At 63.0% G+C, this 14,800-nt stretch carries 15 protein-coding genes; 9 read left to right on the top strand and 6 right to left on the bottom strand.

Annotation, left to right across the window (positions count from 1 at the left end; translation table 11 throughout):
- Nucleotides 1–13 precede the first annotated feature (13 nt).
- Complete coding sequence (gene mbfA / locus Q4543_RS09020; protein ID WP_303437545.1) at nt 14–988, bottom strand: iron exporter MbfA; 975 nt, start codon at nt 986–988, stop codon at nt 14–16.
- A gap of 179 nt (nt 989–1,167) precedes the next feature.
- Here mbfA and Q4543_RS09015 point away from each other — a divergent pair, with 179 nt between their 5' ends.
- A complete protein-coding gene (locus tag Q4543_RS09015; protein ID WP_303437544.1) occupies nt 1,168–1,788 on the top strand; it encodes a TetR/AcrR family transcriptional regulator in 621 nt (206 codons plus the stop codon).
- A gap of 66 nt (nt 1,789–1,854) precedes the next feature.
- Here Q4543_RS09015 and Q4543_RS09010 read toward each other — a convergent pair whose 3' ends face one another.
- The 5 genes from Q4543_RS09010 to gloB all read right to left on the bottom strand — a co-directional run bounded on the left by Q4543_RS09010 (nt 1,855) and on the right by gloB (nt 7,319).
- Complete coding sequence (locus Q4543_RS09010) at nt 1,855–2,565, bottom strand: NYN domain-containing protein (protein ID WP_216001956.1); 711 nt, start codon at nt 2,563–2,565, stop codon at nt 1,855–1,857.
- Nucleotides 2,566–3,087, bottom strand: a complete 522-nt coding sequence (locus Q4543_RS09005) for a GNAT family N-acetyltransferase (protein WP_303437541.1) — start codon at nt 3,085–3,087, stop codon at nt 2,566–2,568.
- A complete protein-coding gene (locus Q4543_RS09000) occupies nt 3,084–3,857 on the bottom strand; it encodes an ion channel (protein ID WP_303437539.1) in 774 nt (257 codons plus the stop codon). Before Q4543_RS09000 ends, Q4543_RS09005 begins: the two co-directional genes overlap by 4 nt.
- Before the next feature lie 215 nt (nt 3,858–4,072).
- Nucleotides 4,073–6,403 carry an ATP-dependent Clp protease ATP-binding subunit ClpA gene (gene clpA, locus Q4543_RS08995; RefSeq protein WP_216001959.1) on the bottom strand — a complete coding sequence of 777 codons (2,331 nt, stop codon included), beginning with the start codon at nt 6,401–6,403 and terminating at the stop codon, nt 4,073–4,075.
- Between the two features lie 160 nt (nt 6,404–6,563).
- The gene (gene gloB / locus Q4543_RS08990; RefSeq protein WP_303437537.1) at nt 6,564–7,319 is read right to left on the bottom strand and encodes a hydroxyacylglutathione hydrolase; all 756 of its coding nucleotides are present in this window, start codon (nt 7,317–7,319) and stop codon (nt 6,564–6,566) included.
- Nucleotides 7,320–7,382: 63 nt separating this feature from the next.
- Here gloB and Q4543_RS08985 point away from each other — a divergent pair, with 63 nt between their 5' ends.
- The 8 genes from Q4543_RS08985 (at nt 7,383) to Q4543_RS08950 (ending at nt 14,799) form a co-directional block, all read left to right on the top strand.
- Nucleotides 7,383–8,132, top strand: a complete 750-nt coding sequence (locus tag Q4543_RS08985; RefSeq protein ID WP_303437536.1) for a class I SAM-dependent methyltransferase — start codon at nt 7,383–7,385, stop codon at nt 8,130–8,132.
- Nucleotides 8,133–8,607: 475 nt separating this feature from the next.
- Nucleotides 8,608–9,201, top strand: a complete 594-nt coding sequence (locus tag Q4543_RS08980; protein WP_303437535.1) for a F0F1 ATP synthase subunit delta — start codon at nt 8,608–8,610, stop codon at nt 9,199–9,201.
- Nucleotides 9,202–10,740, top strand: coding sequence for a F0F1 ATP synthase subunit alpha (gene atpA, locus Q4543_RS08975; protein ID WP_303437534.1), 1,539 nt, complete (start codon nt 9,202–9,204; stop codon nt 10,738–10,740). It begins immediately after the preceding gene.
- Between the two features lie 21 nt (nt 10,741–10,761).
- On the top strand, nt 10,762–11,643 hold the full coding sequence (locus Q4543_RS08970) for a F0F1 ATP synthase subunit gamma (RefSeq protein WP_216001964.1): 882 nt from the start codon (nt 10,762–10,764) through the stop codon (nt 11,641–11,643).
- A gap of 16 nt (nt 11,644–11,659) precedes the next feature.
- Nucleotides 11,660–13,084, top strand: coding sequence for a F0F1 ATP synthase subunit beta (gene atpD, locus Q4543_RS08965; RefSeq protein ID WP_303437533.1), 1,425 nt, complete (start codon nt 11,660–11,662; stop codon nt 13,082–13,084).
- A 51-nt stretch (nt 13,085–13,135) separates the two neighbouring features.
- Complete coding sequence (locus Q4543_RS08960; RefSeq protein ID WP_303437532.1) at nt 13,136–13,570, top strand: F0F1 ATP synthase subunit epsilon; 435 nt, start codon at nt 13,136–13,138, stop codon at nt 13,568–13,570.
- Nucleotides 13,571–13,722: 152 nt separating this feature from the next.
- Nucleotides 13,723–14,391: a MarC family protein gene (locus Q4543_RS08955; protein ID WP_303437531.1), complete on the top strand. Its 669-nt coding sequence runs from the start codon at nt 13,723–13,725 to the stop codon at nt 14,389–14,391.
- 57 nt (nt 14,392–14,448) lie between these two features.
- Nucleotides 14,449–14,799 (top strand): H-type lectin domain-containing protein, encoded by a 351-nt coding sequence (locus tag Q4543_RS08950; RefSeq protein WP_216001968.1) that lies wholly within the window; start codon nt 14,449–14,451, stop codon nt 14,797–14,799.
- Nucleotide 14,800 lies beyond the last annotated feature (1 nt).

Genomic DNA, 14,800 nt, shown 5'->3' with positions numbered 1-14,800 from the left:
GAATGGGCAGGGGTTAACCGCTGCCGATCAGGACCCCTGCCGCAAGCACCAGAGCGCCGCCCAGAACAACTTGCATGGATGCCCGCCAGAAGGGCGTTTCCATAAAGCGATTCTGAATCCAGGCGATGGCCCAGAGTTCGAAGAATACGATGATCCATGCGATGGTCGTTGCGGTCCAGAAATGTGGGATCAGGTAAGGCAGGGCGTGTCCCAGTCCGCCGACCGTGGTCATCACGCCCGAGGCGATGCCGCGTTTCAGCGGGGAGCCCCGACCCGACAGTTCGCCGTCGTCCGAAGCGGCCTCGGTGAAGCCCATCGAGATGCCCGCGCCGACCGATGCCGCAAGGCCGACGAGAAACGTCGTCCAGGGGTCCTGCGTTGCGAAGGCTGTGGCGAAGATCGGGGCGAGCGTCGAGACCGAGCCGTCCATCAGCCCTGCAAGCCCCGGCTGCACCCATGTCAGAACGAATTTGCGGTGGGCCATGCGGTCTTCGTCTTCGCGGGTGTCGTCGTCGAGATGGGTTCGTTCAAGCTCGAGCGAGCTTTTCCCATGGCGGGCTTCGGCAGCCGCAAGATCGCCCAGCAGCCGGCGAGTCGAGGCGTCGGTGCTGTGCCGGGCGGCGTCTCGGTAAAAGCGTTCGGCGTCGTGTTCCATGTTCTCCGCCTCGGCGCGGATACGCTCCAGCGACAGGTTTGCGGTCAGCCAGACCGGACGGCGGGCGTAGAACCCGGCGACATGTTCGCGCCGGATCAACGGGATCACATCGCCGAACCGCACCCGGTGCGCCGCGATCAGCGCCTTGCGATGGGCGTCTTCTTCAGCCGCCATACCGTCGAACACCTTGGCGCTGTCGGGATAGTCCGCGCGCAGCATTTCTGCGTAGCTGCGGTAGATGCGCGCGTCGTCTTCTTCGGAGGAGATCGCGAGGGCAAGCACCTCTTGTTCGGAGAGGTCGCGGAACCGGCGGCGCTGGTTGAAGAATCGCATGTTGGGGCCTATGATTTAGAATGATTCTAAGGTACTGCCTTGCTCAGAGGATGCAAGTCGGAAACGCCAGCACGTACGCGGCGGATGCGCCCATTGCCTTGACCTTGCTCAAGCTGAGCGGGGCTTGCCCGGATTGCGACCGCCGCGCTATGGTCCTGTGCACTATGGGGAGGCAGTCGATGGAGGACGGCGCGGGGCCCGTGCGGCGCGGTCGCAAATACACACAGGTGTTGCAAGGCGCCGGCGAGGTGTTCCTGCGCGATGGGTTCGAAGGTGCCAGCGTCGATGATATCGCCCGCGCGGCAGGCGTGTCGAAGGCAACGCTTTACAGCTATTTCCCCGACAAGCGCCTGTTGTTCATGGAGATGGCCCGCGCGCAGTGCAGCGCCCAGGCTGATGACGCGATGACCGCGATCAATCGCTCACTGCCGCCAGCTCAGGTGCTGCGCGAGGCAGGGATGCGGTTTCTGCACTATATTCTGTCTGAGAAGGCGCTGCGGGTGTTCCGCATCTGCGTCGCGGAGGCCGACAGGTTCCCCGAACTTGGAACCGAATTCTATGCCTCTGGCCCGCGTCTGATGCATGGACAGCTCAGCGCCTACTTTGCCGAAGCCGCCGCGCGCGGCGAGTTGTCGATTGACGATTTGTCCATCGCCACCGACCAGTTCATCGAGCTTTGCAAGGCGGACCTGTGGCTCAAGCGGGTTTTCGGCATCCGCGACAGCTTTTCCGCCGAAGAGCAAAGCCACATTGTCAGTGCCGCGGTGGCCACCTTTCTTGCCCGCTACGGGCCGGCGTGATCGCTGCGAGAGGCCCTTCGAGAGCAGAAGGGGGCAAGCAGCGATCGTGTCCTTGCGAGGCGGCCCTTAGTCGAGTCGGCGCACCAGCAGCTGATTGCCGGGGCCGCGCTTGGTCTCGAACACCTTCAGGTCTGACACCAGATCCGACAGCTTGCGCTTGCCATAGGTGCGGGTGTCGAAATCGGGGTTTGCCGCGGTGATGAACTGGCCGAGCTGGCCAAGCGTGTACCAGTCGTCTTCCTGCTCGATGGCGTCCATGGCGGTGAAGATCAGGTTGCGGGCCTCATCCAGTTTGCCGGTCGGCTTGGGGGCCTGATTGCCGGGTTTCTGTTCCGGTGCGCCGTCAAGGTTTTCCAGAAAGATGAACCGTTTGCAGGCCTTGCGGAAGGCATCTGGCGTTTTCTGCATCCCCATGCCGAACACGTCGAGCCCTTGTTCGCGGATGCGGCTGGCGAGCCGGGTGAAATCGCTGTCGGAACTGACCAGCACGAACACGTCGAACCGCCCGGTGTGCATCAGGTCCATCGCGTCGATGACGAGGCTGATGTCCGAGGCGTTCTTTCCGACGGTGTTGGCAGGCGAGTGCAGCGGCACGAGGCCGAATTCGGCGGTGATCTTCGACCAGCCCGCCATTTGCTGGCTGGAGAAATCGCCGTAAAGACGCCGCACCGACGCCTCTCCAAGCGAGGCCAGCTCGTCGAAAATTGCCTTGCAATACTTGGGCGAGGTGTTGTCGGCGTCGATCAGGACGGCAAGCAGTCTTGGCGCATCGGCCATTCAGGTATCCTTCCCGGCGGACGGGTCCGCCTTGAGTGTCTTGTACATCACCAGAGCATCGACGTAGCCCTTTGTCGGGTGATGGAAAGCGTTGGGCAAGCGCCCGACGATGTCAAAGCCGCCCCGTTCCCACAGGCCAACGGCCCGGGTGTTGGTCGAGACGACAAAATTGAATTGCATGGCGTGAAACCCCATGTCGCGCGCGGTTTGCAGCGCGTGTTCCAGCATGCCCCGCGCCACGCCACGCCCCTTCTGGGCGGGGTCGGTGACAAAGCCGCAGTTGCACACATGGCTGCCGCCGCCGGCCTGATTGCGCAGGATGTAATACGAGCCAGAAAAACTGCCGCCCAGCGTTGCGCTGAACACGCTGCGCCCCGGTCCGGTCCAGTAAGCAATGGCCGCCTCGCGCGGGATGTCCGGGTCGATGGCATAGGTGTCGCCCGCACGAAACACCGGCTCGAGCACGCGCCAGAGCTGCTCGCTGTCGCGGGGGTCGTAGGGGCGGATGGCGAGGTCGGTCATGTTTCTCCCTCAGTCTGGATATGGATGTGGGCGCCGCAATGCTTGCAATGGATCGCGTCGCGGTCGTGCAGCGACAATCCGCAGCGGTGGCAGGCCTGACGCACCTTGGCCGGGCGGAACAGCACCTGCGCCAACCGCAGGAACAGCGTGACGCCAAAGATCATCACCAGCACCGAGATCAGCCGCCCGAGCGAGCCTTGCAGCGTGATGTCGCCGAAACCGGTCGTGGTCAGGGCGGTGACGGTGAAGTACAGCGCATCGGCGTAATTGGCAATCTGCGGGTTTTGCAGATGCTGGGTGGCATAGACGAGGCCGGTCATCACGAAGACAAAGACAATCAGGTTCAGCGCTGCGGTGAACTCGTCCTGATAGCGGCGAAAGAACGGGACGTCGCCGCGCAGCCGGGCCAGCAAATGGTAGGTGCGCAGAAACCGCAGCGTGCGCACAACGCGCAGAAAGCCCAGCCCTTCGCCGGCCAGCGGGGCCAGAAACGACACGATCGAGGCCAGATCGGCCCATGTGTGGGGGTTGATGAAAAACCGCAGCCGGTTGCGTTCGATGATCAGGCGGGCGGCAAAATCCGCAAGGATGACGACGCCGAACATCATGTCCATAATCGCGACCGCCCGGCCATGTTCGGTGAACGAGGTCGCGATGACGAAAAGGATCGTCACCACGTCGAACAGCAATATCCCGTAGCGGAAGCGATGCGCGGTATCGCTGCCGCCCTCGTAAAGCTCCCGAACTGTATCGAGCGCCTTGCCCGCCATGCCCAACCTGTCGCTAATGCCTTGGTCTTCAACCTATAGGGCGGGGCAGGCGGGGCGGGCAAGGCGCTATTGCCAGCGAGGGCCGGGCCCGACGGGTCGGCCATGTTCTGACCCTGGGGCGGGGCGGTCGGCCATGGTGGCTTTTGGGGCGGGATCTGGAAATGAAAACACCGCCGCGCTGGGGGCGCGGCGGTGTGTCTGTTCTGTGCTGGCGATCAGTCAGCCGTCAGAAGCGGAGGCTTTTTCGAGGCAAGGCGCAACTTGTCCGGCCCTTCGACCTTCAGGTCGAGTTCGCCGTTCTTGACGCCAACCTTGACCACGCCGCCCTTCATGAGCTTGCCGAACAGCAGCTCTTCGGCGAGCGGCTTCTTGAGGCTTTCCTGAATGACGCGGCCCAGCGGGCGCGCCCCCATGCGGTCGTCATAGCCCTTGTCGGCAAGCCATTCCGCCGCCGGGCGGGTCAGCTCGATCGACACGTTGCGATCCATCAGCTGCGCTTCGAGTTGCAGCACGAACTTCTCGACCACCGAAAGGATGACCTCCTTGGGCAGCGGCTGGAAGCTGATTACCGCGTCGAGACGGTTGCGGAATTCCGGCGTGAAGGTCCGCTCGATGGCGGCAGTATCCTCGCCGGTGCGCCGGTCGCGGCCAAAGCCGATCGCCGCCTTGGCCTGTTCCGCGGCCCCGGCGTTCGAGGTCATGATCAGGATCACGTTACGGAAATCGACCGAGCGCCCGTTGTGATCGGTCAGCGAGCCATGATCCATGACCTGAAGCAGGATGTTGTAGACATCCGGATGCGCCTTTTCGATCTCGTCGAGCAGCAGCACGCAATGCGGATGCTGGTCGACGCCGTCGGTCAGCTGGCCGCCCTGATCAAAACCGACATAGCCCGGAGGCGCGCCGATCAGACGGGAAACCGCGTGCTTTTCCATGTACTCCGACATGTCGAACCGCAGCAGTTCGACCCCGAGCGAGCTTGCAAGCTGCTTGGCGACCTCGGTCTTGCCGACGCCGGTAGGCCCCGCGAACAGGTAGTTGCCGATGGGCTTTTCCGGTTCACGCAGCCCTGCACGCGCCAGCTTGATCGCAGCCGAGAGCGCCTCGATCGCGGGGTCCTGTCCGAACACCACGCGCTTGAGGGTCTTTTCGAGATCCTTGAGCACCTCGGTGTCGTTCTTCGACACGTTTTTCGGCGGGATGCGCGCGATCTTGGCCACGACATCCTCGATCTCCTTGGCGCCGATGGTCTTGCGACGCTTTGATTCGGCCACAAGATGTTGCGCCGCGCCCGCCTCGTCGATCACGTCGATCGCCTTGTCGGGCAGCTTGCGGTCGTTGATGTACCGCGCCGACAGCTCCACCGCCGATTTGATCGCATCAGCCGTGTATTTGACGCTGTGATGCTCTTCGAAATAGGGCTTGAGACCTTTGAGGATCTTGACGGTATCGGGCACCGACGGCTCGTTTACGTCGATCTTCTGGAACCGGCGCGACAGCGCGCGATCCTTTTCGAAATGCTGGCGGAATTCCTTGTAGGTGGTCGATCCCATGGTGCGCAGCTTGCCGCCCTGAAGCGCCGGCTTGAGCAGGTTCGATGCATCCATCGCCCCGCCGGATGTCGCACCGGCACCGATCACGGTGTGAATCTCGTCGATGAACAGCACCGCGTCGGGGTGTTCCTCAAGCTCGTTGACCACGGCTTTCAGCCGCTCTTCGAAATCGCCGCGATAGCGGGTGCCCGCCAGCAGCGCGCCCATGTCGAGCGAAAAGATCGTGGTCTTGGACAGCACCGCCGGGGTGTCGCCCGAGACGATCTTTCGCGCCAGACCTTCGGCGATGGCGGTCTTGCCAACGCCCGGATCGCCCACCAGCAGTGGGTTGTTCTTGCGGCGGCGGCACAGCACCTGAATGCAGCGTTCCACCTCGTGTTCGCGCCCGATCAGCGGATCGACATCGCCCTTGCGCGATTTCGCGTTCAGATCGACGCAATATTTGCCAAGCGCCGATTCCTTGTTGTCGGCGGGGGCTTCGGACTGGGCGGCTTTCACCGGCTCTTCCTCTTCCTGCGCACCGGAGACCGGGCGTGCCTCGCCGTAGGCCGGGTTCTTGGCCACGCCATGGGCAATGAAATTGACCGCGTCATAGCGCGTCATGTCCTGCTCTTGCAGGAAATAGGCCGCGTTCGATTCACGTTCGGCAAAGATCGCAACGAGCACATTGGCACCCGTCACCTCGGTGCGCCCCGAAGACTGCACATGGATCGCGGCACGCTGGATGACGCGCTGGAAAGCGGCGGTCGGCACCGCTTCGGAGCCTTCGATATCGGTGACGAGGTTCGACAGATCCTCGTCGATGAATTCCACCAGTGTCGTGCGAAGCTCTTCCGTATCCACGGAGCAGGCCTTCATCACACGGGCGGCATCGGGTTCGTCGATCAGGGCGAGCAGGAGATGTTCCAGCGTCGCAAATTCATGGCTGCGCGAGTTCGCGAGAGCCAGTGCAGCGTGAATGGCCTGTTCCAGGGTATTCGAGAAAGACGGCACGGCGGGCTCTCCTCATTGTCTGTGTCGGGCGTTCGGTCTCACCCAACATCGCCTTGTATGGTTAAAGTTTGGTCGATACCGACGATCCATCAAGAAGTTTCTGTGACTGATCCGCTCACATTTGTTGTCAAAGTGTGAACTTGGCGTCAAAAGCGGCGGCTCAGAAACGATCCTTGCGGGCGCGGATCTCGGCAAAGACCTCTGCGTCGCTTGCGGCTTTCATACCCAGTAAATCGCGAATTGCCGGGGAATCGGGTCGCAGGAACGGGTTGGTGGCCAGTTCTTCGGACAGCGTACAGGCGGCGGTCGGGCGTCCCTCTGTCCGAGCTTTGGCGATGGCGTCTGCTCTTAAGATAAGCGCTTCGTTGCGGGGATCAACGGTCAATGCGAACTTGGCATTGGACGCGGTGTACTCGTGCCCGGAATACACCATTGTCTCCGAGGGCAGCGCGGCGAGCTTGCTCAGGCTGTCCCACATCATCGGCGCGGTGCCTTCAAAGATCCGCCCGCAGCCAAGCGCCATCAGGCTGTCGGCGGTGAATACCGCGCCGGCGGACGGCAGGTAAAAGGCGACATGGCCAAGGGTGTGGCCGGGCACATAAATCACCTGCACCTCGACGCCGCCCGCTTCGAACGTATCGCCGCCCTGTACGGCGCGATCGAGGCTGGGCAGTTTTTCCGCTTCGGCACGCGGGCCAGTGACGGTGCAGCCGTATCTTTCGCGCAGCGCAACAACGCCGCCGACGTGGTCGTGGTGATGATGGGTGATCAGCAGATCGCTGAGCTGCCAGCCCCGCGCCTCAAGCGCCGCGACGATGGGCGCGGCCTCGGGCGCATCGATCAGCGTCACGCCTGTCGGACCCTTCACAAGGTAGGCGTAATTGTCGCTGAGGCAGGGAACGGTGATGATCTCCATGGTCTTTCCTTCGTGGCTTTGCCAGACTGCCGTGAAGACTGGCGGATCGGAGGCCCCACCGCAATGCACCTCGATGTGCACTCACTGCGCGATTTCTACTATCGCAGCGCGCTCGGGCGCGCGGCGCAGCGTGCCGTGCGTGATCAGGTGTTGCGCTACTGGCCCGATTGCAAGGGGCAGACGGTGGTGGGCTACGGATTTGCCGTGCCGCTGCTGCGCCCGTACCTGCGCGAAGCGCGCCGGGTCGTCGGGCTGATGCCCGCGCCGCAGGGGGTCATGCCGTGGCCGCAGACGATGCCCAACGTCACCGCCCTGTGCGAGGAAACGATGTGGCCGCTGGAAACCGGCCATGTCGACCGGCTGGTGCTGATGCACGGGCTGGAAACCTCGGAGCGCCCGTCCGAGGTGCTCGAGGAATGTTACCGCGTGCTTGGTCCCGGCGGCGAGGTGCTGTTCATCGTCCCTAACCGGTCGGGGCTCTGGGCGCGGTCGGACAACACGCCCTTTGGCTTCGGGCGGCCCTATTCGCTAAGCCAGCTCGACAGCCAGTTGCGCCAGTATGACTTTGTCCGCCAGAGCCATGTCAGCGTGCTGTACCAGCCGCCCTCGCCCCGGCGGTTCTGGATGCGCACCGGGCCGATGTGGGAAAACATCGGGCGGGCGATCCCGGCGGTGGTGGCGGGCGGCGTACTGATCGTGCGGGCGGCAAAACGCTATCCGCCGCAGCGCAAGGGGTTGGGCGACCGGGTGCGGGTGCCAAGCCCGCTCGAGGTGCTGGCACCGGTTCCGAAAAAGGAACCCAAGGCGATCTGACTTCGGCTGGGATCACGGATCGCTCAGCACTTTGTGAGCGGCGTGGGCCGTGCGCGGCGGGGAATCGGCTTGCCTTCAGCGACATGAAGCATAGCTTGCGTCCTCTGCGTGACCGCTAACATGCTGCCGTCGAGAGGCTGACGCCTGCGACAAATGGGCAGCTTGAAGGGGGCATGCAGCGGGGGCGCGCCGCGACCTCCCGTACGTTTGCGCTATCGACAGGAGGCCTTTCTGCAACGCCACGGCAAACGCTGAAAAGTTTAACAAATCCTGAAAAACCGCCATTTTTCATAGCCCTGTTCCCCGGTTAGCCGCCTCCACCCCGGCGCTACCGGAAAAAACCCGCGTGCCAACGCCACTTAAAACGCTGCAAGCTTGTTGCGAGGGCGGGGAGGCTCTGCTACATCCGCGCTGATTTCGACGTCCTGAGACAGATCAGGGCAGGGACACGCCTCCGGATATCGGGACCATCCCGATGTCGCGGGGGCCTTATATCGGAAGGGTGGACGTGTCAGAACCAGCTTCGATCTCCAGCGGCATCGCGGCACGCTATGCGACAGCGATCTTCGAGATCGCGAACGAGTCCAATGCTCTCGACCAGCTTGCAGACAACGTGAACGACCTTTCGCAGGCCTTGGCGGACAGCCCGGACCTGCGCGATCTTGTGTCGTCGCCCGTCTACCCGCGCGCGTCGATGAGAAAGGGTATCATGGCAGTCGCGGCACAGATGCAACTGATGCCGTCGTTTCAGAACGCGCTTGGCCTGATGGCCGAAAAGCGCCGCCTGTTCGCGCTGCCGCAGCTCATCGCGCATCTGCGCGCCAAGATTGCCGAAGCAAAAGGTGAGGTCACGGCCGATGTGACCTCTGCCACGGCGCTGACCGAGGACCAGGCGAGCCGCCTGGCGAAGACCCTTGCCGACAACATCGGCAAGCAGGTGACCCTGAAAACCACCGTCGATGAAAGCCTCATCGGTGGTCTCGTCGTCAAGGTTGGCTCCAAGATGATCGACACGTCGGTCCGCTCGAAGCTCAACGCTCTCCAGAATGCAATGAAAGAGGTCGGATAAATGGGTATCCAAGCTGCCGAGATCTCGGCGATCCTGAAGGAGCAGATCCAGAACTTCGGGAAAGAAGCCGAAGTCGCCGAAGTCGGCCGCGTGCTGTCCGTCGGTGACGGTATCGCCCGCGTGCACGGCCTCGACGCGGTGAAAGCCGGTGAAATGGTCGAGTTCCCCGGCGGCATCATGGGGATGGCGCTGAACCTCGAAACCGACAACGTCGGTGTCGTGATCTTCGGCTCTGACCGCGACATCAAGGAAGGTGACGTCGTCAAGCGCACCGACTCGATCGTGGACGTGCCCGCCGGTGAGGGCCTGCTGGGCCGCGTCGTCGATGGTCTCGGCAACCCGCTGGATGGCAAGGGTCCGATCCAGTACACCGAACGCCGCATCGCCGACGTGAAAGCGCCGGGCATCATCCCGCGCAAGTCGGTGCACCAGCCGATGGCGACCGGCCTCAAGGCCGTCGACGCCATGATCCCGATCGGCCGTGGCCAGCGCGAGCTGATCATTGGCGACCGTCAGACCGGCAAGACCGCGATCGCGCTCGATTCGATCCTGAACCAGAAGTCGTACAACGACGCGGCTGGCGATGACGACAGCAAGAAGCTGTACTGCATCTATGTCGCCATCGGCCAGAAGCGCTCGACCGTTGCGCAGCTGGTGAAGCGTCTGGAAGCCACCGGCGCCATCGATTATTCGATTGTTGTGGCCGCAACCGCATCCGACCCTGCGCCGATGCAGTTCCTTGCCCCCTACGCCGCGACCGCCATGGCGGAATATTTCCGCGACAACGGCAAGCACGCGCTGATCATCTACGATGACCTGTCCAAGCAGGCCGTGGCCTACCGCCAGATGTCGCTGCTTCTGCGCCGCCCGCCCGGCCGCGAAGCCTATCCGGGCGACGTGTTCTACCTTCACTCGCGCCTGCTGGAACGCTCGGCCAAGCTGAACGAAGATCATGGCGCTGGCTCGCTGACGGCTCTGCCGATCATCGAAACACAGGGCGGCGACGTGTCGGCGTTCATCCCGACCAACGTGATCTCGATCACCGACGGTCAGATCTTCCTCGAGACCGAACTGTTCTTCCAGGGCATCCGCCCCGCCGTGAACACCGGTCTGTCGGTGTCGCGCGTCGGCTCCTCGGCCCAGACCAAGGCGATGTCCTCGGTGGCTGGCCCGGTGAAACTGTCGCTGGCACAGTACCGCGAGATGGCTGCATTTGCGCAGTTCGGCTCTGACCTCGACGCCGCGACCCAGCGCCTGCTGGCCCGTGGTGCCCGTCTGACCGAGCTGATGAAGCAGCCGCAGTATTCGCCGCTGTCGAACGCCGAAATCGTCTGCGTCATCTTCGCAGGCACCAACGGCTATCTCGACAAGGTTCCGGTTCGCGAAGTCGGCAAGTACGAGGCCGCTCTGTTGGCGTTCCTGCGCGGTCAGCGCAAGGATATCCTCGACTGGATCGAAGCCGAGGATCCGAAGATCAAGGGTGAACCCGCGGACAAGCTCAAGGCGGCTCTGGACGAATTCGCCAAGACCTACGCCTGAGCGCTCTGAAAGGACAGGATCATGCCTAGCCTAAAGGACCTCAAGACGCGGATCTCGTCGGTCAAATCGACCCGTAAGATCACCAAGGCCATGCAAATGGTGGCCGCCGCAAAACTGCGGCGGGCACAGGATGCTGCTGAACAGTCCCGCCCCTATACCGAGCGCTTCAATGCGGTGCTCGGTGCCATGGCGGCGTCGGTCGGTGGCAGCGCGTCTGCCCCCAAGCTGCTGTCGGGAACCGGCAAGGACGATGTGCACCTGCTCATCGTCATGACCGCCGAACGCGGCCTTTGCGGCGGCTTCAACTCGTCCATCGTCAAGAAGGCGCGGATCGAGATCGAGAAGCTGAAAGCCGCTGGCAAGACGGTCAAAATTCTGACCGTCGGCAAGAAGGGCCGCGAGCAGCTCAAGCGTGACTACGCTTCGCTGTCCGTTGGGCATGTCGATCTGAGCGACGTCAAGAAGCTTGGCTATGTCGACGCGCAGAAGATCGCGCGCGACGTGCTCGGCCGCTTCGACAAAGAAGAGTTCGACGTGGCGACGCTTTTCTACTCGAAGTTCGTGAACGTGGTGAGCCAGGTGCCGACGGCACAGCAGATCATCCCGGCGGCCTATGATGCGCCGGAATCGCCCGAGGAGTCGGTTTCGACCCTCTACGACTACGAGCCCGGTGAGGAACAGATCCTCGCCGACCTGCTTCCCCGTGGTGTCGCAACCCAGATCTTCTCGGCTCTGCTGGAGAACGCGGCCTCGGAACAGGGGGCTCGGATGAGCGCGATGGACAATGCCACGCGCAACGCCGGCGACATGATCGATAAGCTGACGATCGAATACAACCGGTCGCGTCAGGCTGTCATCACCAACGAACTGATCGAAATCATCTCGGGCGCCGAGGCGCTCTAAGAACCGGAGACGATAAATGGCAAACGCAAAAGGCAAAGTGACTCAGGTCATCGGCGCCGTGGTCGACGTTCAGTTCGCCGACCACCTGCCCGAAATCCTGAATTCGCTGATCACCTACAACGACGGCAAGAAACTGGTTCTTGAAGTTGCACAGCACCTCGGCGAATCGACCGTCCGCACCATCGCGATGGACGCGACCGAAGGTCTGGTTCGCGGTCAGGAAGTGATCGACAGCGGCGGCCCGATTTCGGTGCCCGTCGGCAACGCGACCCTCGGGCGCATCCTCAACGTCGTGGGCGAGCCCGTCGACGAAAAGGGCCCGATCGAGGCGACCGAGACCCGCGCCATCCACCAGCCCGCCCCCGAGTTCGTCGAGCAGTCGACGGAATCGGAAATTCTTGTCACCGGCATCAAGGTCATCGATCTGCTGGCCCCCTATTCCAAGGGCGGTAAGATCGGCCTGTTCGGCGGCGCCGGCGTGGGCAAGACGGTTCTGATCATGGAACTGATCAACAACATCGCCAAGGTGCACTCGGGCTACTCCGTGTTCGCCGGCGTGGGGGAGCGGACCCGTGAGGGCAACGATCTCTACCACGAGATGATCGAATCCAACGTCATCAAGCCCGACAACCTGTCGGAATCGCAGGTGGCTCTGGTCTACGGTCAGATGAACGAGCCGCCGGGTGCCCGTGCCCGCGTCGCGCTGACCGGCCTGACCCTGGCCGAACAGTTCCGCGACCAGTCCGGCACCGACGTTCTGTTCTTCGTGGACAACATCTTCCGCTTCACGCAGGCAGGCTCCGAAGTGTCGGCTCTGCTGGGTCGTATCCCCTCGGCCGTGGGCTACCAGCCGACGCTCGCGACGGACATGGGCCAGATGCAGGAACGCATCACCTCGACCAAGAACGGCTCGATCACCTCGATCCAGGCCGTCTACGTTCCCGCGGACGACCTTACCGACCCGGCCCCGGCCACGACCTTCGCGCACCTCGACGCGACGACGGTTCTCAACCGCGCCATCTCGGAACTCGGCATCTACCCGGCCGTGGACCCGCTGGACTCGAACAGCCGTATCCTCGACCCGCAGATCGTCGGCGAAGAGCACTATCAGGTTGCACGCGACGTTCAGGGCATCCTTCAGCGCTACAAGTCGCTTCAGGACATCATCGCCATCCTCGGGATGGACGAACTGTCCGAAGAGGACAAGCTGACCGTGACCCGTGCGCGCAAGATCCAGCGCTTCCTGTCGCAGCCCTTCGACGTTGCCAAGGTGTTCACCGGCTCTGACGGTGTGCAGGTTCCGCTCGAAGACACGATCTCGTCCTTCAAGGCCGTGGTTGCAGGCGAATACGATCACCTTCCCGAAGCTGCCTTCTACATGGTCGGCGGCATCGACGAAGTGCTCGCCAAGGCCGAGAAGCTGGCTGCGGAAGCTGCCTGATGACTGCCGGGGGACTGCATTGCGGTCCCCCTTCACCAACCGGAGGCCCTGATGGCTGATACGATGCAATTCGACCTGGTGAGCCCCGAGCGCAGGCTTCTTTCGACCAAGGCCACCGCGGTGTCGATCCCCGGGTCCGAGGGCGACATGACGGCGATGCCGAACCACGCAGCCACGATCACCACGCTGCGCCCCGGCATCCTCAAGGTCACCACCGAGAGCGGCGCGGCGGAATTCGTCGTCACCGGCGGCTTTGTCGAGATCGGCGAAGGCGTCACGGTGCTGGCCGAAAAGGCCGTCCCGCACGAGGATATGGATCAGGCGACCTACGAGGCGCTCGTCACGGAAGCCGAGGCCGCTTACCGCGAGGTCAAGGAGACCTCGGCCAACGAGCCGGGCCTTGTCGACGATGCGGCCAAACTGCTGCAGGACATGGTCGCGATTGGCACCCATATCGGGCTTGACCCGAAACAGCCGAACTTCTGATCCTGCCGAAAGGCTGATCGAAAGCCCCGCCTTGGCGGGGCTTTTGCGTTGTCCGGGGCGCTTTTGCGCCGATTTGACGCTAACTGCTTGCGCAAATCCGCCGGGGGTGGCAACCGCAAGAAAACCCTTCTCATACGGAGTACGCCCCGCCGATGCCGAGCCTCGACATCACCTCGCTGTTGCGCGAATTCATCACGCTGTTCGTGGTGATAGATCCGATCGGATCACTGCCGGTGTTCTATTTCGCGGTGGCTGGGGTGCCCGCCGCGCTGCACTGGAAGATCGCGGTGCGGGCGGTGCTGGTGGCCTCTGGGGTGCTTCTGGCCTTCCTTGCGGTGGGGCAGGTGCTGATGGATACGCTGGGGCTGCGGCTGGGCTCGTTCCAGATCGCGGGTGGCATCATCCTGTTCCTGTTCGCCCTGACGATGATCTTTGGCGATAGCAAACCCGCCCGCGAGATCGAAGAGGCCGAACGCGATCACATGGCGGGCGCGGTGTTCCCGCTTGCCATGCCGTCAATCGCATCGCCCGGTGCCATGCTGGCCATCGTGATCCTGACGGACAACAACCGCAACTCGATCCCCGACCAGATGGTGACGGCGGTAATGCTGCTGGCGGTGCTGGCCTCGACGCTGGTGCTGCTCTTGCTCGCAGGGCGGCTGCGCCGCCTCATCGGCCTGACCGGAACCAGCATCATCAGCCGCGTCATGGGCATCATTCTGGCCACTGTGGCGGTGGACAACGTGCTTGGCGGTTTCGAGGCGGTCGGGCTGATTTCGTTGGCCCAGCCCGAAGGCGTGGTGCTCGAGATCGAGGGCTGATCTTTTCATCCGGCGCAGGATCGTCAATGATGATGCCCCGCGGGACGGAGAAAACACATGCGCAAGATGGAGGGGAGCCGGGTCGGCGTCGATCAGGGCAATACAGAGATTTTCTCTGAGTTTGCCACGGGCGGCGACATGTGGACCGGCTCTGGCACGCGCGAGCGGCGCAAGACGATCCGCTTCGCAGAACCCTTCCGCACGCCTCCGGTGGTGCAGGTGTCGCTGTCGCTGTGGGATATGGATCAGGGCGCCAATCTGCGGGCTGACATTTCCGCCGACAAGGTCACCGAAAATGGTTTCGACCTTGTGTTCCGTACGTGGTCGGACACGCGCGTGGCGCGGGTCCGCATGTCGTGGCTGGCCATTGGCGAGCTGCCAAACGAGGACGACTGGCAGCTTTTCTAGG

Source organism: Salipiger sp. 1_MG-2023 (assembly GCF_030547555.1).
Taxonomy (GTDB): Bacteria; Pseudomonadota; Alphaproteobacteria; order Rhodobacterales; family Rhodobacteraceae; genus Salipiger.
This window is presented reverse-complemented; position numbering and strand designations above follow the sequence as displayed.

Excerpts from the sequence above, each read along its gene's own strand:
- atpD (WP_303437533.1), top strand. The coding sequence starts at position 11,660 with ATGGCAAACGCAAAAGGCAAAGTGACTCAGGTCATCGGCGCCGTGGTC.
- atpA (WP_303437534.1), top strand. The coding sequence starts at position 9,202 with ATGGGTATCCAAGCTGCCGAGATCTCGGCGATCCTGAAGGAGCAGATC.
- mbfA (WP_303437545.1), bottom strand. The coding sequence starts at position 988 with ATGCGATTCTTCAACCAGCGCCGCCGGTTCCGCGACCTCTCCGAACAA.
- Q4543_RS08985 (WP_303437536.1), top strand. The coding sequence starts at position 7,383 with ATGCACCTCGATGTGCACTCACTGCGCGATTTCTACTATCGCAGCGCG.
- Q4543_RS08950 (WP_216001968.1), top strand. The coding sequence starts at position 14,449 with ATGCGCAAGATGGAGGGGAGCCGGGTCGGCGTCGATCAGGGCAATACA.
- Q4543_RS09000 (WP_303437539.1), bottom strand. The coding sequence starts at position 3,857 with ATGGCGGGCAAGGCGCTCGATACAGTTCGGGAGCTTTACGAGGGCGGC.
- Q4543_RS08970 (WP_216001964.1), top strand. The coding sequence starts at position 10,762 with ATGCCTAGCCTAAAGGACCTCAAGACGCGGATCTCGTCGGTCAAATCG.
- Q4543_RS09015 (WP_303437544.1), top strand. The coding sequence starts at position 1,168 with ATGGAGGACGGCGCGGGGCCCGTGCGGCGCGGTCGCAAATACACACAG.
- Q4543_RS09005 (WP_303437541.1), bottom strand. The coding sequence starts at position 3,087 with ATGACCGACCTCGCCATCCGCCCCTACGACCCCCGCGACAGCGAGCAG.
- Q4543_RS08955 (WP_303437531.1), top strand. The coding sequence starts at position 13,723 with ATGCCGAGCCTCGACATCACCTCGCTGTTGCGCGAATTCATCACGCTG.
- gloB (WP_303437537.1), bottom strand. The coding sequence starts at position 7,319 with ATGGAGATCATCACCGTTCCCTGCCTCAGCGACAATTACGCCTACCTT.
- Q4543_RS08960 (WP_303437532.1), top strand. The coding sequence starts at position 13,136 with ATGGCTGATACGATGCAATTCGACCTGGTGAGCCCCGAGCGCAGGCTT.
- Q4543_RS08980 (WP_303437535.1), top strand. The coding sequence starts at position 8,608 with ATGTCGCGGGGGCCTTATATCGGAAGGGTGGACGTGTCAGAACCAGCT.
- Q4543_RS09010 (WP_216001956.1), bottom strand. The coding sequence starts at position 2,565 with ATGGCCGATGCGCCAAGACTGCTTGCCGTCCTGATCGACGCCGACAAC.